The 20,607-nt window shown below is 47.1% G+C and carries 17 protein-coding genes and 1 tRNA gene; 10 read left to right on the forward strand and 8 right to left on the reverse strand.

Annotated elements, in window-relative coordinates:
* Positions 1–2,112: 2,112 nt before the first annotated feature.
* The 4 genes from mnmG (at position 2,113) to HGH92_RS11605 (ending at position 6,904) form a co-directional block, all read left to right on the forward strand.
* Positions 2,113–3,981 (forward strand): tRNA uridine-5-carboxymethylaminomethyl(34) synthesis enzyme MnmG, encoded by a 1,869-nt coding sequence (mnmG, locus tag HGH92_RS11590; RefSeq protein ID WP_168870872.1) that lies wholly within the window; start codon positions 2,113–2,115, stop codon positions 3,979–3,981.
* 552 nt (positions 3,982–4,533) lie between these two features.
* On the forward strand, positions 4,534–5,124 hold the full coding sequence (locus tag HGH92_RS11595; protein WP_211092577.1) for an RNA polymerase sigma factor: 591 nt from the start codon (positions 4,534–4,536) through the stop codon (positions 5,122–5,124).
* Complete coding sequence (locus HGH92_RS11600; RefSeq protein WP_168870873.1) at positions 5,117–6,373, forward strand: outer membrane beta-barrel protein; 1,257 nt, start codon at positions 5,117–5,119, stop codon at positions 6,371–6,373. The genes HGH92_RS11595 and HGH92_RS11600 overlap by 8 nt, the downstream gene beginning before the upstream one ends.
* Positions 6,374–6,490: 117 nt before the next feature.
* Entirely contained in the window at positions 6,491–6,904 is a 414-nt protein-coding gene (locus HGH92_RS11605; protein ID WP_168870874.1) for a hypothetical protein, read from the forward strand.
* Positions 6,905–6,908: 4 nt separating this feature from the next.
* On the opposite strand, the gene cls is transcribed toward HGH92_RS11605, so the two are convergent.
* The gene (gene cls / locus HGH92_RS11610) at positions 6,909–8,390 is read right to left on the reverse strand and encodes a cardiolipin synthase (protein WP_168870875.1); all 1,482 of its coding nucleotides are present in this window, start codon (positions 8,388–8,390) and stop codon (positions 6,909–6,911) included.
* A gap of 187 nt (positions 8,391–8,577) precedes the next feature.
* Here cls and HGH92_RS11615 point away from each other — a divergent pair, with 187 nt between their 5' ends.
* Entirely contained in the window at positions 8,578–10,593 is a 2,016-nt protein-coding gene (locus HGH92_RS11615; RefSeq protein ID WP_211092578.1) for a hypothetical protein, read from the forward strand.
* Positions 10,594–10,627: 34 nt separating this feature from the next.
* Here HGH92_RS11615 and HGH92_RS11620 read toward each other — a convergent pair whose 3' ends face one another.
* Entirely contained in the window at positions 10,628–12,772 is a 2,145-nt protein-coding gene (locus HGH92_RS11620) for an alpha-galactosidase (protein ID WP_168870877.1), read from the reverse strand.
* 158 nt (positions 12,773–12,930) lie between these two features.
* Here HGH92_RS11620 and HGH92_RS11625 point away from each other — a divergent pair, with 158 nt between their 5' ends.
* Together HGH92_RS11625 and HGH92_RS11630 are read left to right on the forward strand one after the other, a co-directional pair.
* Positions 12,931–13,731, forward strand: a complete 801-nt coding sequence (locus HGH92_RS11625) for a lipid II flippase Amj family protein (RefSeq protein WP_168870878.1) — start codon at positions 12,931–12,933, stop codon at positions 13,729–13,731.
* A gap of 128 nt (positions 13,732–13,859) precedes the next feature.
* A complete protein-coding gene (locus HGH92_RS11630; RefSeq protein WP_168870879.1) occupies positions 13,860–14,330 on the forward strand; it encodes a hypothetical protein in 471 nt (156 codons plus the stop codon).
* On the opposite strand, the gene HGH92_RS11635 is transcribed toward HGH92_RS11630, so the two are convergent.
* Genes HGH92_RS11635 through HGH92_RS11645 form a run of 3 tightly spaced genes read right to left on the reverse strand, consistent with a single transcriptional unit; the run spans position 14,299 to position 15,749 of the window.
* A complete protein-coding gene (locus HGH92_RS11635; protein WP_247654871.1) occupies positions 14,299–14,979 on the reverse strand; it encodes a ClpP family protease in 681 nt (226 codons plus the stop codon). The two genes, HGH92_RS11630 and HGH92_RS11635, sit on opposite strands and share 32 nt — an antisense overlap.
* A 13-nt stretch (positions 14,980–14,992) precedes the next feature.
* Positions 14,993–15,250, reverse strand: a complete 258-nt coding sequence (locus tag HGH92_RS11640; RefSeq protein WP_168870881.1) for a hypothetical protein — start codon at positions 15,248–15,250, stop codon at positions 14,993–14,995.
* Positions 15,231–15,749, reverse strand: coding sequence for an RNA polymerase sigma factor (locus HGH92_RS11645; RefSeq protein WP_168870882.1), 519 nt, complete (start codon positions 15,747–15,749; stop codon positions 15,231–15,233). Before HGH92_RS11645 ends, HGH92_RS11640 begins: the two co-directional genes overlap by 20 nt.
* A gap of 299 nt (positions 15,750–16,048) precedes the next feature.
* On the opposite strand from HGH92_RS11645, the gene HGH92_RS11650 reads away from it, so the two are divergent.
* A complete protein-coding gene (locus tag HGH92_RS11650; protein ID WP_168870883.1) occupies positions 16,049–17,347 on the forward strand; it encodes a hypothetical protein in 1,299 nt (432 codons plus the stop codon).
* Positions 17,348–17,350: 3 nt separating this feature from the next.
* On the opposite strand, the gene HGH92_RS11655 is transcribed toward HGH92_RS11650, so the two are convergent.
* Positions 17,351–17,833, reverse strand: coding sequence for a DUF4240 domain-containing protein (locus HGH92_RS11655; protein WP_168870884.1), 483 nt, complete (start codon positions 17,831–17,833; stop codon positions 17,351–17,353).
* Positions 17,834–18,024: 191 nt separating this feature from the next.
* On the opposite strand from HGH92_RS11655, the gene HGH92_RS11660 reads away from it, so the two are divergent.
* Together HGH92_RS11660 and HGH92_RS11665 are read left to right on the forward strand one after the other, a co-directional pair.
* Entirely contained in the window at positions 18,025–18,582 is a 558-nt protein-coding gene (locus tag HGH92_RS11660; protein WP_168870885.1) for a hypothetical protein, read from the forward strand.
* A gap of 285 nt (positions 18,583–18,867) precedes the next feature.
* Positions 18,868–19,533 (forward strand): acyltransferase, encoded by a 666-nt coding sequence (locus HGH92_RS11665; RefSeq protein WP_168870886.1) that lies wholly within the window; start codon positions 18,868–18,870, stop codon positions 19,531–19,533.
* Positions 19,534–19,663: 130 nt separating this feature from the next.
* On the opposite strand, the gene HGH92_RS11670 is transcribed toward HGH92_RS11665, so the two are convergent.
* Together HGH92_RS11670 and HGH92_RS11675 are read right to left on the reverse strand one after the other, a co-directional pair.
* Positions 19,664–19,736: transfer RNA gene (locus tag HGH92_RS11670), tRNA-Phe, on the reverse strand.
* An 85-nt stretch (positions 19,737–19,821) separates the two neighbouring features.
* Positions 19,822–20,586 carry a DUF3050 domain-containing protein gene (locus HGH92_RS11675; protein WP_168870887.1) on the reverse strand — a complete coding sequence of 255 codons (765 nt, stop codon included), beginning with the start codon at positions 20,584–20,586 and terminating at the stop codon, positions 19,822–19,824.
* Between the last annotated feature and the right edge of the window lie 21 nt (positions 20,587–20,607).

Raw genomic sequence — 20,607 nt, forward strand, 5'->3', positions numbered from 1 at the left:
TTAGTGGGGTAAAGGTATCTATGATTAATCCTGTATCCTTCGCAGAATGAAATACCATCAGAAAGGACCATTTCAGGCTGTTTTAAGGCCTTTTAGGTGTTTTGTGGCATAGTAGGGTGCGAGGGGCTCTTTTTTGCGCAAATAAGAGGGTTAATGGCGCTTTGGGGTTATTATTTCATAGGGAAGTGTTACGAATACAAAAGTGAAAAACCGTGTGTGTTTTTAGGCAAAGCGGTCAGGCAAAATTTGACGGGTAAATCTCTCCTTTTGACCCGGTAATTTTCTCCCTTTGAGATGCGGTGACAGGTGCTTGCTACCATGTTTTCCTGCGGTAAATTTTCCTGGTGATTTGAATACGGGTTTATAATGCCTGCTTCCCGGGAAAAGAGGTAACCTAGTATAAGTCACTTTCGCCTGCTCGTCTCTGAAGAGGCACAATTCAATGAACAAACTTTGATCATACACGGTTTTGCCTTTTTCCAGAAGTTAGCAGACGATGGGAGTATGCAGTATCTTGTTTTAGGAATATTTGGAGCTTTTTAATGGAAATACCTTTGATAGTTCTGGTCGGAGAATTGCTGTTTAAAAAGTTTTTGAAAGAATGTACCCTGCAAGCTAAAATTGATTTCATTCAGGACCTCACGGAGACGTTAACAAGAATGTGTTTTTCGACAACCCGTGCCTCCTGTTTTAGCATCGCCTTTTCTCCCTGGAGAGAGGTGTCTCCAATAACATGTTACTTTGGCGGATAGCGGGAATTTTTTGAATCGGTATTTACGAAGGAGATGAAGTCCGTTTCGCATTTTCAGTTTTGAGTATGCATGTAAGTGGTTTTTCTGTTTCGCATGTTTTCTGTTCTGTTTCTTCCGTTTTGGGATTGCCGACGAACAGGTTTTTATTTTAGAGGTTTTTTATTTAAGCATTTTCAGGACTGAGTATGCAGATAGGTGCTTTTCCCTTTTTGCAGGTTTTCAGGTCAGGCATCGTCCACGTTGGGATTGCTATCGATCAATTTTTTCTTTTAGAGCCTTTTAGTTTCGCATCTTCAGTTTTGAGTATGCAGGTGAGTGTTTTTCCCTTTTAGAGGTTTTCAGACCCGGCGCCATTCACTTAGTGGTTTTATTCTCAAATAGGTTTCCTGAGCAGGCTTTTCAGAAGCGGGGACTCCAATCTCCGGAAATACAGATAGGCTATTTTTCTTCGTTCCTACCGGGGGGAGGGGGATTTTTACTTATGCCTGGCCTGAGTTGTTCTCTCATAGTTTGTTCCATCGGTTAGTTTGAATAAATCCACGTGTCCTTGCCTAAGGAAGAAATAACCATTGTGATTCACAACGTTCCGGTGTGCCGGCCTTTGTACTTCCAGCTTCTCGGTGTTTCCGGATTACACTACATACTGTTCCTGATTTGATAATGTACTTGTAAAGACTTCTTCAAAGAAAGGGGGGAATACAAACAAAGGGACCGTATTTAAAACGCCTCTGGTTTGTCTACCCGGGTATCATAAAGCTACTTGTGGGTACTTTTTCCGTATTTTCCTCCGTCGGATACCAGATTTCCATCATCGAACACCGGGGATTACTGAAACCTTTTTGGGAGAAAAATTCATGGTATGTTCGTTTCCGCCGGGGAACTTTAGGTTATTTTCATTCACTCCTTTATCCCCAAATTTCAGCAACATTGGAGACACAGCTTCTTGTTGGCCTGTTTTATTTTGAACAGGGTACTTAAGGAGTACATTCAATTTTCCATAAGGTCCATAAAATGATCCTGAAGGAATCTGGTCTTTTCCAATGCTTTCAGCACCGTCTCAGAACGTTCTCTTTTCATTGGTTGTTTTCCGGCCTCAACTACCAGGTATCGTGTTTTATTAAGTTGGTCAGCTCTTCTTCTATCAGTTGAATAAAGAGGGGAATGCCAATTAAAACACCCCGGGTAGTAATCCCTTTCAATATCAGGATACCAGAGAACTATACTCGCAAATTCCTAAAAAAGGATTTGCCCCGAGGTTTGTCAGTGAAGCGTAATCACTCGAATGTTCCACGTGGAACATTCGAGTTTATCTCTGCAATGTGCCTTCTTCTCCGTAATTTTGCACTTTCTTAAATTTATTATGTTTCCATCATACGATATCATTGTGGTAGGCGCTGGCCATGCGGGGTGTGAAGCTGCCGCTGCTGCTGCCAATATGGGCTCCAAAGTTTTACTGGTGACCATGAACATGCAAACCATCGCACAGATGAGTTGCAACCCTGCTATGGGGGGAATTGCCAAAGGACAGATTGTAAGAGAAATAGATGCGCTCGGAGGATACTCCGGGATTGTAACAGACCAGTCCATGATCCAGTTCAGAATGCTGAACCGCTCTAAAGGACCGGCCATGTGGAGCCCCCGGGCACAGAGCGACCGCATGCTTTTCGCGGCAAAATGGCGTGAAGCACTGGAAAAAACACCGAATGTGGACTTCTACCAGGACATGGTAAAAGGCCTGCTTGTGAAAGATGGTCGCTGCTATGGTGTGGTAACCGGACTGGGGCATGAGATCAAAGCCAAGGCGGTAGTGCTCACAAACGGTACTTTCCTCAACGGCGTTATCCATATCGGAGATAAGCAGTTTGGCGGTGGCCGCGTTGCCGAAAAAGCAGCGACCGGTATTACCGAACAACTTATATCACTTGGCTTTGAAAGCGATCGCCTGAAAACAGGTACTCCTCCACGTATCGATGGCAGAAGCCTGGACTATTCCAAAATGGAAGAACAACTGGGCGATGAAGAAATCGTGGGCTTCTCTTATCTGGATATAGAAAAAATACAACCGGCAAAACAAAGAAGTTGCTGGATTACTTATACCAGCGATGCGGTACATGAAATGCTGCGTACCGGATTCGACAGGTCCCCCATGTTCCAGGGACGCATCCAGGGTACCGGTCCCCGCTATTGCCCGAGCATCGAAGATAAAATCAACCGCTTCGCGGAAAGGGAAAGACACCAGCTGTTCGTTGAACCGGAAGGCTGGGACACCGTGGAAATATATGTGAACGGTTTCTCTACCTCCCTGCCGGAAGATGTGCAAATGAAAGCGCTTCGCCTGGTGCCCGGCTTCGAAAATTGCCGGATGTTCCGCCCGGGATACGCCATTGAATATGACTTCTTCCCGCCTACACAATTACAGTTTTCTCTGGAAACCAAACAGGTGCAGAATCTTTTCTTCGCAGGTCAGATCAACGGCACCACCGGATACGAGGAAGCTGCCTGCCAGGGACTGATGGCCGGCATCAACGCACACCTGAAAGCCACTGAGCAAGATCCTTTTATCCTGAAAAGAAGTGAAGCTTATATAGGGGTACTGATTGACGATCTGATCAACAAAGGAACGGAAGAACCTTACCGTATGTTTACCTCCCGGGCCGAGTTCCGGACCCTGCTCCGCCAGGACAATGCCGACCTGCGACTGACAGAAAGAAGCTTTAAACTGGGCCTCGCGAAGGAAGACAGGATGGCTAAAGTGCAACAGAAAAAGGAGCAGGTGGAACAGGTTAAAAACATTCTGAAAGAACTTTCTATCGAACCGGAAGAAATCGGCGCTTTGCTGGAATCAAAATCATCTGCCGCCCTCACACAAAAACAACGGGCACACCAGATATTGCTCCGTCCGAACCTGGATATTTTCTCTATGAAAACATCCGTTCCAAAAATTGAACAGGCATTGGCCGGCTTTGGAAGAGAAGTACTGGAACAGGCAGAAATCCAGATCAAATACGATGTATACATTGAGAAGGAAAATGAACTGGTGAAAAAAATGAGCCAGCTCGAAGATCTGATCATTCCGGAGAATTTTGATTACAGTAAACTGGTGTCTCTCTCCACGGAAGCAAAACAGAAATTCACTAAAATCCGTCCACATACATTGGGACAAGCCAGCCGGATTAGCGGCGTTAATCCAAGCGATGTACAAATCCTGATGGTTTATATGGGAAGATAATTACCATAGAGATTTATTAAAATATCAAAGGGAGTATCCAACTGATACTCCCTTTCTTTTTTCAAAAGAATCACTATTTTTCTTCGTGAAAGATTGAAACAGGGAGAAACGGAAAATTGAACTTTGACTTTATTGAAAAAACTTCAGACTGGAAAAACCGCAAAAAAATAATTCGCGCAAAAAATATCTTTTGTCAAAGACAGTAAATTTCAAAAACGCTTCTAATATCCCAGAATCATTTTTGGGCTGTTTTTAGTTAAAAAATGAAATTTTAGAGTAAAAACCTGAAAAATCGACCTTCAGAAATGGGGTAAATTTCGCAAAACGCTTAGGAGTTGATAGAATGTACTCAAAAAAGAAGGTGGGCTGAAAATGGGCCTAAAAATGACTAAAAAACAAGGTCCGGTTTTTTTTAGGCTTAAGGCAACCATTTTTCTGTCGGCTTCGTATGCATAGAACGTCAACCGGTAATTTTTTGTGAGCACTCTCTTAAAAAATGATGGAACGACCAACATGTGGTTTTTTTAGCTAAAGAACAGGTAACGATCATTTGTGGAAGACCTGAACCAAATTCATACAATCATATCAGGCTGCTGTGAGAAAAATCGCGGCAGCCAGGAATTGCTGTACCGTAAATTTTTTGGGTACGCTTTGAGTATTTGTATGCGTTATGCTCCCAACCGGGAAGAAGCGATTGAAATTATGAATGATGGTTTTCTCAAAATTTTTCAGCGTATTTCCACCTTTGACAGCAGCCGTCCCTTTAAAGCGTGGCTGAGTAAAATTATGGTTAACACCGCTATCGATTTTCTACGCAGCAAAAAAAAGCTGGTGTTTACCGACCAGGCAGAACATTACCATGAGCTTGGAAAAGAGGATAACATAGTGGAAAAACTGTCTTATGATGAGCTGCTGATGCATGTGCAATCCCTGTCGCCCGCCTATCGGACCGTATTTAATCTCTATGTTATGGAAGGTTATCAGCATCATGAAATTGCTTTGCTATTGGGGATTTCCCAAGGCACTTCTAAATCCAATCTTTTTAAAGCAAAAAAAATACTACAGGAAAAAATTATTACCGCCGCTGGTAAAGGCACAACTGTCAATACCACCATTAACTTTGCTGTGCATAAAAATGAGTGACGATTTTGAAAATAGTATCCGTAACAAGCTGAATGAAGCTGACCATCCGTTTGACCCACAAGCCTGGGAAAAAATGGAATCGCTGCTGGATGGAGACAGGGACCGCAGGCCTGTGTTTATCTGGTGGTGGGCCGCTGCTGCTGCGTTGTTGCTGGTATTGGGCGTATGGTGGTTTATGCAGGATACAGACAGGCCCGGGCAAACGCAACCCATCGCCCAGGCAGATCATCAACCGGAAAAAAATATTCCTGGAAAAAAACTGTCTGAAAAAAATGCCGGTCATCTCCCGGAAAAGAAAGAAGATAATAATCATTCACCTGTAAATCAACTGCCGGCGCCGGCAATAACACAGCTCCCTTTCGATCAACAGAAAAAAGGAATGCCGAAAACGACAGGCGTTACTAAAACCAATACCACAGCGGATTTCCGGGAATATCAGTCACTACCTCCGTCACAGGATACAAATACCTCCACAACATCCCTGACGATAGCGCCATCAGAGCTGGCAGGCGAAAAAAAAGATAGTAACTATAACGGATATACGAAAATAAATGTTGATAACGGTAATTACTATACGAAAATAGATTCCACTGACGGTAAAGATGATTATAAAACCGTGTCAGTGGCTTACAAAGACAGTACAAAGACGTTAGTAAAAAGAAAGACCAAAAACTGGTACATCGGTCTTGTCCTCGGTCCCGATCTGACCGTGGCACCATCTTTTAAATACGGCAATGTCGGTTTCAATGCGGGCGTACTGGTACATTATTATTTCAACAAAAATCTCTTTGTTAACACAGGAGCGGTATACAGCAAAAAAATATACGGCGCCACGCCGAACGACTATCGCTCAGGAAATGTAAATACCCCCTGGGGCACACTGGAAAAGATAAATGCCGACTGTGACGTATTGGACATACCGATTAATATGAATTACACTTTCCTGTCGGTAAAAAGAAACAAAATCAGCGCTACACTCGGTTTTTCCAACTATTTTATGCTCAGGGAAAAATACGAGTACCTGTATGAGTACGGACCATCTAAGGAAACAACCATAAAGAACGAAAACCAGCATTACCTCTCCATTATAAATGCCGGTATTCTTTACCAACGCCCCGTTAGCCGTGGCCTGCTGCTGGGGGTACAGCCCTATGTCAAAATTCCGCTGAATGGGGTGGGATATGGACAGGTGAAATTATATTCCGCCGGAATGACCATTCATCTGACCTTCACCCGTAAGAAGCCCTGATATCGGAAAATCCGCTCCTGTCCGTAATAGCAGCTCAAAACAATCAGTTTCTTCCATTTGTTGTTATAGCAGATGGCACGTCATTTTCTGCGTGTCATCGTACCAAAAAATCTCTTTATGGCAAACAAACATGACGACAAAAAGAAGAAAAAAACAGGAGAGGAAGACCAGGAATTTCCGGGATATCCGCAATATCCTGCCAGCGAAGATATCATGAACAGGGAAAACCGGGACAATGAGGTGGACCTGAACATAGATGATCTGACACGTTCGTTCCGGCATAACAGTGAGCTGCCTGAGGAAAAGCAAAAAAGCCCGAAACGCAGCGATGAACAGGAGGAAACGTGGCGCAAGGACAAAACCGGCGAGGATCTTGATGTGCCAGGGTCCGAACTGGATGACGATGAAGAAGCCATTGGTGAAGAGGATGAAGAAAACAACCTGTACAGCCTCGGCGGAGACCGGCATCGTGACCTGGAAGAAGACAATGGTGAATTCCTCGAAGAAGAGGATGAGGACGATAAATACTAAGCAGCTAGAGTAAAGGTGTCAGCAACCTGCATACCGAATCCATAAACCGCTTGAATATATTTCTTTTATTCCAGCGGGTTTCCTGTACAGGCAAGGCATACAGCAGATCTTCGTCAAAGGCGCGGTCCAGTTTGCCGGCCACTTCCTTGTCATACACCAATACACCGATTTCGCAATTCAGAAAGAAACTACGATTGTCAAAGTTGACAGAGCTCACCCAGGCCAGGTTGTCGTCGATTACCATGGTTTTGGCGTGAATAAAGCCCCGTGTGTAAAAAAATACCTTCACACCTGCAGCCAGCAGGGGCTTCATATATGATAACGCCGCGTGCTGCACAATAAACGAATCCCCTTTCAGTGGCAGCATCAGCTGTACGTCTTTCCCTGCCAAAGCGGCTATCTGCAAGGCTGTCAGCAGTTCTTCAGTGGGTACAAAATATGGATTGGTGATCCTGATCCTTCGTTTGGCGACATTAATAGCCATCAGGATAGAGCTCATGGTCATAGGCCAGTCAGAATCGGGCCCGCTGGCCACGATATCAGTAAAGCAGGTACCGGTAAGCGTGGAGGAGCGTCCAAAGAAAGGCGCCTCAAAAGGAAATACTTCTTTGCTGCAATAGCGGTAACTCATCAGAAACTGCAGCTGTAGCAGATTTACGGCATCGCCTTCAATTTTAAGGTGGGTATCGCGCCAAAAGAGATCATGTTTACCGTTGTTGATATAACGATCGTCTAAGTTGATACCTCCCACAAATCCCACAGTACCATCTATCACAATGATTTTCCGGTGATTGCGGTAGTTGGCGTTTCTATACAGGCCTACCAGCACGGGTGAGAAAGCGTATACGCTGGCGCCGTTGTCTTTGAGTATGGTAGGAATATTTTTGATCCTGTCGCTGCCCATGTCATCATAAACGAAACGCACCTGTACGCCCTGGTTGAGCTTTTCCACCAGGATCTGTGTTACTTCGTTGCCCACATCGTCTGCAGCCACCATGTAGTATTCAATGTGGATATGGTGTTTTGCTGCCCGTAGCGCCGCCATTACTTCCGGGAATTTTTCTTCTCCGTTGATCAGCAGTTTTACCCGGTTGTTTTTGGTGAGAATAGATTGACGTGTATTCAGTAACATGGCCGACAGTTCCTGTTTGGTGCCTACAGCATGCCGCAATTCCAGCTGCATATGCTCTATTTCCGATCGTTGTGATTGCCAGTATTTGGCAAACAACACCTCGTCCTTGCTGCCTTTCAGCGTAAACCGCCTTTTTTTGCGCAGGTCCCGCCCGAGGTAGTAATAAACGATGAGGCCAACGAGGGGAATAAATACCAGCAGCAGGATATAAGCCATTGCTTTCACTGGGTTCCTGTTTTCCAGCAGGATGGTAAATACCACACCGATAAACGACAATATCACCAGCACTGTGCTGCTTATTTTAACATACAGGTGCCAGTCAGATCCGGTAAGATAGCTAATGAGCGAATGCAATCTCTTGAAAGGTTTAAATATTAAACGCCATGCCTGTTAAAAAGTTAAACAGGTTTATAGCATGAAGATACAAAACCGCTATTTATATTATTTTATCCGATGTTGACCGAATACTGTCCGGAATGGATGCTCCGCTATGAATTACCCCGCCGGTTACTTAATTTGTTTTTCAGATATCCACGACATCATGAAAACGATACTCAAAGGGCTGCTGGCCGTGGCACTACTGTGCCCGTACGGAGGTTACGCCCAAACGTCAGACCGCTGGCAGATAGCGCCGGACGGCAGCATTCTCTGGAACGTCTCCGGGAACCTTCCACATGGCGATCATATCGAAATGGCCGGTAAAAAGGTGGCGCTCTGGCTGCAATACGGAGTAGACAGCAGCGGCGCCAGTACCATTACCCGCACTATCGTATTTCCCACATATCGCCTGTCGCCCAACAAGACAGAGACAGCAATGATGTATAGCATCAAAGACGATATGCTGCCCCGCTTTTTTATCAATAACAAGTTGTGGAAACAGGACGTTTACAACGGTGGTCCGGTGAAAGCGTTGCCGGAGAAGGTACGCAGCATTCGTCATATGGGTGTTACCACCATCAACAGTGTACTGGGAAATGATGGACAGGTAGAACTCAGGCGGACCTTTTTCCCGTCAGACATCCTGCCGCTGGCACTGGAGCAGTTGGTATTCATCAATCACGGGCAGCAGCCGGTATTTATTGAGATGGAGTCTATGCAGCTGGAACGGAGCCCTGCTGAAAGCCGTACAACTAACGGACCGCTTCATTTTGCAGTACGAACAGCCGGGGCGGGAAGGCAGGAGGTAGGTGCCGGTGATTCCGTTCGTTTTGTGATCGGGTACAGCGCCAGCCGTGGTAACGAAGCCCAGCCACAGATCAACGCTGATGCGGAGCTGGCAGGCCGTAATGCCCGCGTGTCCGGTATTTTGTCCCTATTACGGCTTGAAACACCGGACACCCTGCTAAACACGGCTTTTGCTTTTGCGAAAATCAGGGCAACAGAGAGTATTTATCTCACCAAAGGAGGCTACCTCCATGGCCCGGGCGGATTACGCTATTATGCCGCTATATGGGCCAATGACCAGGCAGAATATGTAAACCCTTTCTTTGGCTTCCTGGGCGACAGTATAGCACTTAATTCCGCTATGAATGCCTATCGCTGGTTTGCGAGGTATATGAATGAGGATTATAAGCCCATTCCCAGCTCCATCGTGGCGGAAGGCGACGGTATCTGGCATGGGGCCAAAGACCGCGGTGATATGGCGATGATCGCCTACGGCGCCAGCCGTTACGCTCTTGCTGCCGGTAATGCCGATTCTGCCCGGGTATTATGGCCCCTTATAGAATGGAGCCTGGAATACCTGCGCCGGCAAGTCAATGAAAACGGAGTAGTGCATTCGGACAGCGATGAGCTGGAGGGCCGTTTCCCTGCTGGGAAAGCAAATCTTAATACCAGCGCGTTGTATTACGATGCACTGCGTTCGGCGGTATTGCTGGCCAGACAATTACATGTTCCGGCCCGTGACTATGCGCAGAGGGCGGACGCGCTCAGGAAAAATATTGACCGGTTCTTTGGCGCCACAGTAGAAGGTTTTGATACCTACCGTTACTACGAGGAAAATAAAGTACTGAGAGCATGGATCGCTACGCCGCTGACGACGGGCCTGTTCGACAGGAAAGAAGGGACCATTGCGGCCCTGTTTTCCCCCAGGTTGTGGACGGAAGATGGACTGGCGTCCCAATCGGGCGACCGTACTTTCTGGGACCGCTCCACGCTGTACGCATTGCGCGGCGTATTTGCCGCAGGAGAAACAGCCAAAGCGATGGACAAACTGGAATATTACTCACGCCGCCGTTTACTGGGTGAACATGTGCCTTATCCCGTGGAGGCTTACCCGGAGGGGAACCAACGGCACCTGTCTGCTGAAAGCGGTCTGTATTGCCGCATTTTTACGGAAGGAATGTTTGGTATGAGGCCAACAGGTTTCAATAGTTTCGACTGTACGCCGCGTCTGCCGGAAGGTTGGGACCATATGGCTTTACGGAACATACATGCCTTTGGTAAAGTATTCGATCTCGAAGTAAAAAGAAAAGATAAGGGAAGACTGTTGGTGAAAGCTAACGGTATAGACTATACGATAAAAGAAGGATCAACCTTACCGATAATACTTAAATAAAAAAACGGCCGGAAACTTTCCGGCCGTTTTGCTGTTATTCTGCTACTACTTCCAGGACATTGCTGGAGAGTGGTTTTACTTTTCCGGGAGTAAGCGTAATCCCTACGTTCATCAGAAAATCTCCGCTATATAACTGGTTACTGAAAGCTGATTTAGTTCCGGGAAACAGATTGACTTCACTCACCCGGTAGTTCTTTTTCGGGTCCAGTCCCTGTAACTTCACCAGCGGGAAAACATCTACCCGCCGCGTATTCATGAGGTAATGAAACACCACTGCTTTTTGTTTGTCTGCAGTGGTATATTGAAACACCGCGCGAGGCTGGTTATAAGGCGAAACAAGCCGATAAAGGTCGCCATACCACACAATATCACGTAAACGGTTATACGTAGAAACGGCATCGTGGCTGAACTGTAATTCCTGCGGTGTAAAATCGTCTACTTTAATATCATATCCCAGCTTGCCCATCATAGCCACATCTGTACGGAACTTCAATGATTGTTTTCCCATATTGGTAATGTGAGCAGCCATGGTATTGGAAGGGAAGAAATGGGAGTAGCCATATTGAATATAAATCCTGTCGAGCGGATCAGTATTATCGCTGGGCCAGAATTCAGTGAAGTATTTCATGGCACCATAGTCAGTACGGCCACCGCCACCGGAGCACAGCATAATAGGCAGATGCGGATATTTAGCGCGCACTCTTTCCAGTACTTTATAAAGGCTACGGGTATAGTCAATAAAAAGATGTGATTGTTTTCCTTTCAGATAAGGAGAGTAGGTGTTGGTGAGCATTCGGTTACAGTCCCATTTAATGTAGGCGATTCCCGGATTGTCGGTCATCGTCTTATCTACAATATCAAAAACGAAGTCCTGAACAGCTGGATTGATCAGGTCTAACACCATTTGATTGCGGTAGTAGTTTTCTGCGCGGTTGGGAAGACGCATTATCCAGTCGGGATGTTTGGTATACAATTCACTTTTAGGGTTTACCATTTCCGGTTCCAGCCAGATACCGAATTTGACGCCTTGTTTGGCAGCCTCTTTCACGAGATAGCCGAGACCATGTGGCAGTTTGTCTTTATTGGTGTCCCAGTCACCCAAACCGGCGTTGTCTGCATCGCGGGGGTACTTATTGGCAAACCATCCGTCATCCAGCAGAAAAAGATCTACGCCGAGTTTGGCAGCGCCGCCAAACAGGCTGGTGAGCTTTGTTTCGTCGAAATGCATGCCGGTAGCTTCCCAGTTGTTCAGTAACGTCAAACGGGGCGTGTGTCCGTCGAGGATGCCGTAGTTCACTGCCCAATGCTGGAAGTTACGGCTGGTTTGGCCTTTGCCATGGTCCGACCAGGTGAAGAGGAAAGCAGGAGTGGTAAATACTTCATTGGGTTGCAGCGTGTATTCGCTGGCGTAAGGATTGATACCTGCGCTCACATGCAGCGCATTTTTTTCGTCCACTTCAAAGCCGAAGCGGAAATTGCCTGTCCAGGCCAGGGTGCCTGCCAGTACTTCACCGGTGTTTTCATCGGGAGCTCCGTTGAGGGAGAGCAGGAACATGGGTGACTGGTACATGTTGGCGCGTACGCCCAGCTTGCTGTCCAGTATTTTGCTGCCTTTCGTCAGTTTTTCTTCGACCATAGTGGCTTCTTTGGCCCAGTCGCCATGGAACTGGGTCAGCCAGTAACGTGCAGCATTAAAATGCAGCATGGAGGAAGCGTAAGCTGTCAGTTGCACCGGCTGTTTTTCGGTGTGTTTGATTTCCGTCCAGGCTTTGATAATGTCTTCCTGAAAATAAGTTTCGAAATGCAGGATAACGCTTACCGGATATACGGGGTCCTGAAGCGTAATTGCTGTTGAGGATACGTTATCGTCTTTTTTGTCAGACCGGGAGGAAACATATTTCAGTTCCAGCGAAGGGTTACCATCGTTGTGTACGATCCGTACAGCGGGGTCCAGGAGGCTTTCCATGCCGGCAGTGACATAGGCTTCCTGTCCGCTTTTGGCAGCGGTGTCGGCATTGGCAGGTTGTAAGGCCCGTCCAAAATACTGCTGTACCAGTCGCCCCTGGGCATTGATGTTGTAAACCAGGCTGATGTTCCGGGTAGAAAGCCGTATTTGCTGACGTTGTGCCCATGTGTACTGGGAAAGCAGCAAAAGGCTTATACAGAGCAATCTTTTCATGTTTTGTTGTTTAACGCGGAGAATAAGTGTACAAAATACAAATATTGAGGAAAGAAGCTGATGGTAATTTACCGGAAAGCTATTGTTTTATACACCAGGGGCGTTTGGGTCAAAGAGAATAATCCGTAGCTTGGGGAACAGATTTTAAAAGCATGCCTATGACGCCGCAGATTATCATTGTGCTGGTACTGACAGCCGTTATCAACCTGATTGTTACCCTGTCTTTGGCTGTGAGGATTGTAGGGGTTAGGACCGGGAGGATAGCCATTACTTTTTCCCTTTTTAACATCCTGGTGCTGGTGTCCCGTACGGCCAATACTTTTCAGGCGCCATTGCTGGCGAAGACGGTGGAAGACCAGTTAAAACAGGAGGCTGCCGGCAATGAAGGTGTTTTCCGGTTGATTATTTTATCGTGTACTATTGGTTCTGTTATTGGCGCGGTGTTGATTCCATCTTTTCAGCGGGTATTATCGAAAGCGGTCGAGCATTTTAGTGTGCATCGTTCTGTGCCGCGGTTGCTATACCTTGGCTTTTCCGGTTCAGGTAGACAGTTTATCAAAGAAAACCTGAAGATGCCTTCCAAAGAAAGCATTACCGCATTAGACCCCACGAAAGGGTTTCCCAAAAGAATATTTTTGGCTAACCTGGTCGCTACAGCAATCATGACGATCAGTGTGCTTTGTTGCGTATATGCCGCTTATATTAATCCCGCTTACAGGACCACGGCCAGTAATTTATCGGGCGTTATCAATGGAGTTGCCACTTTATTGATGGTGCTTTTTATAGATCCGCATTCTTCGGTGCTGACCGATGATGTGGTGTTGGGCAAGGTCAGTGTGAGCTACTTCCGGCAGTATATCACGTATATGGTCATTGCCCGTGTGGCCGGCACTTTGCTGGCGCAGCTGTTACTGTTGCCTGGCGCGTCCTTCATTGCGTGGCTGGCCGGACAGGTGTAAAATTTTTCTTTGAGCGTTTAGAACTGATTAACATTTCAATGAGAAAAAACGCTTTCTTTTGAAACATGTTTTTTAACCCTCGACCGCTATTTGTTATTGTTGGTTATCCTAACTCGGGAAAGCGCAAGGTGATACAGGAGATCTTTGCCCGTAAGAATTTTTTTCCGCTAAAAGACCCTTTTACGCCGGCGGTATTTCCGCGTACAAAGTTTGTGGTGATCAACAAAAGTAATCACGATTATCTGCCGGATGTTTTCTGTACGCATATCAGTCAGATCATGCGACGGCATGCTTTTTCTTCCGCGGCTTTTATGCTGATGCTGAGCCTCATCCCGGACGGAGGCAGGCACGATGCCAGGAGTGTGGTGCAGTACCTGGAAGCTTCTGGTTTTCTGGTACACTACCTGGTGCTGGCCGGGAGCTGGGAAGATAAGCGCATGGTGCCGGAAGAAGAGGTGGAGCGTTTACGGGCAAAGATCAGGCATGGGCGCATTCATTATTTCGACCGGCTGGTGACCCGCTCTCCGTTGCGCTTTTCGCAGCGAACGGAGGAGGTGGTGACGGTGATCAGGGAAGTGCTGGCCGGGGGCCACCGGTGAGTGCTTTTCCGGCGCCGGGCTGCTGTTGCATGAGCGCCACCCGGAACGGTGAATGTTCCAGTGCGATCAGGTCTTCCGTGCTGCCCAGCACCTGGTCTATAAGGCCGAACGACTGCGCTTCCACGGCGTTCATGAAGTGGTCGTTTTCAAAGGCGGCTTCTATCTCTTCCGTGCGCCTGCCGGCATGTTGTGCGATGAGGTAGAAGATCTGGCTTTGCAGGCGTTCCTGTTCCCGGTACGCTATGCGTACATCTTCTGTATAGCCTTTGGCACCGCCACCGGTAGGGTGCATATGCACAGTGGCGTGTGGAAGGGCATACCGTTGCCCTTTGGCGCCGGCAGTGAGGATGACGGTAGCCATGCTGCCGGTGAAGCCCATTGACATGGTGGACACGGGCGATTTCAGCATTTTCATGGTATCGTAAATGGCCAGGCCGGAATAAACAACGCCACCGGGACTGTTGATGTACATGCTGATGGGCTGGTGCCCCATGCTGTCCAGGTAAAGCAGCTGTGCCACAATAAGGTTGGCCACCTGGTCGTCTATGGAGGTGCCCAGGAAAATGATGCGCTCTTTGAGCAGCAGGCTGTATATGTCAAAGGCGTTGCGGCCATCGCCGTCAATGACGGTAGGAATCAGAAAAGCCATATGTAAGGTGATTTTATCGGAAGATGGAAGTGATTTTCTGACGGTAGGTTTCATCCGTCATGAGTTGATGATACAGTGTATCCAGCTGCTGCCGCTTGTTCCGGCGGGCGAGCCAGCGGACGAGTTGTACTATTTTCTGCTGATAACTCATTTTTTCTGCCAGGTCCGGAGAGGTAAGCACCCTGGCTTCGAACACACGTTGATCAGCGGTATCCTGCTGGTGTTCAAGATATTGTTCGATGTCCCTGATTTCACAAAGCTGCTTCCTCATGTTGTGTTTGTTTTACCTGTTCCCTGATTTTTTCGAGGCATTTGTATTTCTGGACCGTGGCTACGTGCTGTGTTTTGTATTGCAGGTGACGGGCTATCTCCGCCATGGGCAGCTTGTCGTAATAAAACGCCTGTAACAGCTGCAGGCATCTTTTGCCGGCGTTTTTGAGGAAACTGATCACCGGTTGGGAGACAGGCGGCGGATCATAGAAGTCAGAAGGAATGCCGTAATCGTCTTCGTGAGCATGAATAGTCACATACTGACGGTCATCTTTCAGCCTGCGCAGGCACAGTATCCGGGCAATGCCCAGGATATAAGCCTGATCAGAGCCTATGTTGACAGCGTTTTGTTGTTTTTTCTCCAGGCAGATGATCACCGCATCATGAAATATGTCTTTGGCGGTGTCCAGATCGCCCCCCATACGGTGCACCATCCTCGCCACTTTCGGAAGGGTGTCCCGGTATACAGACTCAAAAATGGGATCGTTATGCATGGTCATACAATCTTCGTTTAAAGAGTAGTGTCGAAAACCACGGAAATATCACCCGGAAAATTAAAAAAAAACGAGGATGATTCGAGAGAGATCGCGTATGTTGCACTAAGTTGTTGTTAACGAATGAGCCATATATGAGGAGCCTTGTTATATTCCTTTTTTGCCTGACTGTACAGTATGCTTCGGCGCAAACCGGTCGGCGGACCGGCACCCCTACACAGCGTGTTTCCCCCAATAGGAACAACTCCGCTGGGCGCTCCGGGGCCGTGTCTAACAGTAACGGCACTACGGTAACACGTAACCGTATGCCGGCAGTAACATCAAATGACCAGTGGGCCGGCACCTGGAAAGTAGATTACAAACCCTGGCCGCATATCCCTGCGGTGACCATGCAATTGCAGATAGGCATGCCAAGGCAGCATATGCTGTACCCTGCATTGTTATCGCTTGATTATGGAGAGTTCCACGGGTCGTATTACCTGTTGCTGGTCCGGAAAAATGAGCAGCAACTGGGCATCGGCAGGGGCAAATATCCCGTCCGGGAAACCCCGTTCAAACTGGGCATCTGGATGATGTACCTCAACGGTACTTTCAACTATTCCCGGAAAGGGAACGAACCACCTGTAATGGACATCCAGCGCATGTGGATAAAGGACTTCGGTATTTTCATGAAAGGCCTCTATGATGATGACGAGATTTATGTTAGCACCAAAGTCACCCTGCGTGACATGCTGTACCGCAATCCCATTCAAATGAAAAAGATCGATAATCAGCCATGGACAGGGGCGGAGGCGCAGAGAATAATATACCCCGAAAGAGATTCCATTTATCTGGGCCTGTATGATCGTATAGACGTTGATGATAGTACCGGACAACTGACGATCGTGGATGAGGACCAGTTGGATAAGGACACGGTAACGCTGGTGCATAACGGCCGCACGCTGCTCCGGTCGCAGGAAATCAACGAGCAGACGCAATCGCAGCGGCTACGGCTGGATACCGGCATGAACCTGCTGGCTTTCTTTGCGGACAATTACGGCCGCCTGCCGCCCAATACCGGCGACATGCGGGTGGCCATCGATGGGAAAAAATACAGCTTTGATTTCAGCGACCGTTCTAATGCTTATGCCACCTTCCTGGTGGCGCAGTTATACCGCCGGCCGGTGCCGGAAAAGCCGGCTACGGCAACGGTTACGCCGCCATCTGCGCCGCCCGTGGCTTCGATGCCGCCAGGCGGAGATACGGCCGCGCTCACCCGCACCGTCATCAGCCGGAAAGACCAATGGGTGACCACTATCAAGGTAAAGCAACGGGAAATCACGCTGGAGCTGTGGGACGCCCAGACAGAGGACGGCGACAGTATTTCCCTTCGCCTCAATGAGAAATGGATCGTGAGCGGTTTCCCGGTAAAGAAACAGATCCAGGAGCTGAAAATCACGCTGCAGCCCGGCGAAAACAGATTGCAGTTTATGGCAGACAACCTGGGGCGAATTCCGCCCAATACCGCAGCGCTGCGTATATTGTTTGATAAGATCAGCCGCAGGGTAGACCTGAGCACGGATATGAAGCGGAACAACATGATCCGGATCATATATGAGGAATGACCGCTACCAGCCTTTTCTGTTGGAACCGCTTTCTATACAGTAGATGCTGTTACGCGGAAAGGACTCATTGAACTTTTCGAGGTACACTTCATAGCCGATAAAGCCGATACTGTCTGCTTCCACGTCCATGGCGGCCAGTGCAGGATTACTGTCGATGCCGTTGTAATAGGCTTCGCCCATGCCTACGATAAAACAGCGGCAGTAGAGAAAACCGTCGTCTGAGCCGTCGGTGTATTGTTGAACTTCCTGCCTGTCAATATGATAGAGTTTTTGTTCCATAGTGAGCAGGAACGACGCCAGGGATGCTTTGTCCAGTGTTTGCAATACCTGGCGAAGGTTTTCGCCGATTACATCGGTCAGTTCGTAGCTAAGGGATTCGAGAAGAAAGGGATCGTTGGTCCTTAAAGCAAGCCGGCGGGCCGCATTGAGTTCGGGAGAAACGGACCAGGCAGTTTCTATCAGCTGCCAGAAGTTGGCTTCATTCATAACTAAAGAGATAAATGAGTTAAAAAATGACGTTTGGGATAACAATTCAAAGGTAGGAGGGGGCTGCGTACTGGATATGCGCAATAAAAGCCCCAAAAACCGCTACTGTAACAGGTTTGCAGTGAGAGCAACATTTAATCGCCGGGAGTTGTAAATTACAGGTTCCTATCCATCATGAAATATCATTTCGCATGACAAAGCGTTTTTCCGGCAAGAGCTTCTACCAAAACGTATATATATTCCTGTTAGTAACGGGGATTATACTGATGGTGTTTGCCTATCTCCTTTACCGCCATACTTTTATACCCCTGATGGTCCCGATAGGGATTGTATTGGTAACCGGACTAATCGCCTTTGTGGTGGTCCGAAAACACTATAACCGGATATATGGCATCAGAGGCTTCTTTTATGCCCTGTCCAACAGTCTGTTGGCCTATGGCGGCATGGTATCGTTCCTGTTTCTGCTGATCAACTACTACGGGGCCAGCAGCGTGGACGAGGGACTGGTGCTGCCGGTAAAACGCAAGCATCTGGCGATAGACAGTACCGGCCGTATTACAGCCATGGAAAAGCCTTCTGTGATTATTCATCATCAGGGGGTGGACAAGGAGCTGGTATTTGATTTCGCCCGTTATCCACAGGTGATACAGGCTGAATATGTGGTGATTGACTACAGCAGGGGATTTTTCGGGTATGATATACTGCACTCATTTGATGTGGTGCAAAAGCTGCCGGAGGGACAGCCGTAAAATACCTGGCCTGATAACGGCCAGCGCTTGCTACACTTTGTTTGTGGAAACTAAATTTTCTACAATAGGGAGTTTAAGGACAAATGGTCTGGAAATGGACAATAATTTTTCAGGAACGAAGACTCGTTGCTGAAGGAAATGAGCATTACAGAATAAATTTTAAGAGATATTAGTTCTCATAGTTTTATCTTCGGGGCGACTTTACTGTTTTCTGTACAATTCGTAGGGATTTAATGATCATCTTATTTTTTTAATTGAGCTAACAAATTAGCTTGAATTTGCTCCATGAAAAGATATATTAATTTTTTTTTTCGGCTGAACCTTAAAACCATCTATTTTAATTTTAAATATCTCCCTTTCTCCCAGGCAATCAGACTTCCCATCTTGATTTCCCGAAGGGTTTACCTAAGGGCGGCTAAGGGTAAAATATCGTTTGAATGTCCTGTCAGGACAGCTATGGTGCAAATTGGATATGAGGGAGTCGGGATTTTTGATCATAAAAAATCAAGAAGCATCTGGGAAGTAAGCGGAGAGGTTGTTTTTAAGGGAAAAGCCGTAATTGGCCATGGCTCAAAGATTTCTGTAAGGAAAGGAGGTGTCCTTTCCCTGGGTGATAACTTTGTAATTTCTGCAGAGACATCTATTGTTGTCACGACAAACGTTACGTTTGGAAATAATAACCTGTTGTCGTGGGATATTCTGGTGATGGATACTGATTTCCATTTAATAGAGGACGAGTCAGGAAAAGTCCTTAATTCACCGATGCCTATTGTTATTGGAGATAAGGTTTGGATCGGGTGTCGGTCCGTGATTTTAAAAGGGGCGAATATTCCTGATAATTGTGTTATAGGAGCTAATTCTGTTCTCTCCCGTGAGTTAGAAGAGGAAAAGGGGGTGTATGTAGGAAATCCCATTAAACTGGTGAAAAGGAATATTACATGGAATTACTAAGCCGGTGGCATGCTGCCGGTACTTGCCTTGTAGAAAGAAACTTTTGATTGGTGTTAAAATCGATGATGTTAACACATGGCTTTAAAAGCAAAACGGAATAACCAGTGTAATACCGATTATTCCGTTTCTGTGGTGTGGGGCGGGATCGAACCGCCGACACAAGGATTTTCAGTCCTTTGCTCTACCGACTGAGCTACCGCACCGTGTCTTTTTTTGTGTGTCCCTCTCGTGAAGGGATTGCAAAAGTAAGACAAAATTTATAATTGCAAAATTTTTCTTCAGAAATTTCTAAAAAACTTTTTGCTGAACGATGCCGCTCCATAATTGAGTACGCCAGAACAGTGACTGGGCGGCGTATTCAGCGGCTTCTTCCCATTTTTTGGAATCGTTGCCACAAAGTTCCTGTACCATCTGCATGGCCAATTGACTATGATGATCGCCGTCTACTTCGATATGTCTTTCGAGGTAATAGATGAAGGTGCCCAGTTTTCCGGGGAATTTACGGTCGAGGTCTTTTACCAGGGCATGGAACATATCAGGGATGAGGTCTTCACGGCCAAAGGTGAAGACGGCTGCCATTACATGTGCCTTACCGGTAGCGATCACATCGAAAGTAAAGCCAAGAAACCCTTTTACAGCCTCAGGAAGCGAAGATGCTGCAAGGATGGTGTGTATGGGCGTGCCGGCGGCGATAGCGGCAATAAGGGCCTTTATTTTGCTTGTGTCAGCGCCTGCCTGTTCCATTGCTCTTTCATAGAGCTCAAAATGGCTGCAACGGTTACCGTCCATGTCAATGTCGCTTTCTTCGCCGGTAACGATTTCATTGATAAGGTAGCGGGTAGCGGCATTACCTACGGGTACCCAGGGCACGTTGACGCAGGTAAGCTGCTGCTGCAGGCCTTTCAGCAACGACATAAAATCCCACACGGCATACACATGGTATTCCATGAAGAGGCGGATATCGTCGAGGGTTTCGAGGGAAGCGTATAAAGGATGGGAAATAACTTTTTCCCTGTTGGCGGAAATGGTTTCCTGTATTTTCTCGATGTTCATTCTATGACTGTTTGTTCACTG

The organism is Chitinophaga varians, assembly GCF_012641275.1.
Lineage (GTDB): Bacteria > Bacteroidota > Bacteroidia > Chitinophagales > Chitinophagaceae > Chitinophaga > Chitinophaga varians_A.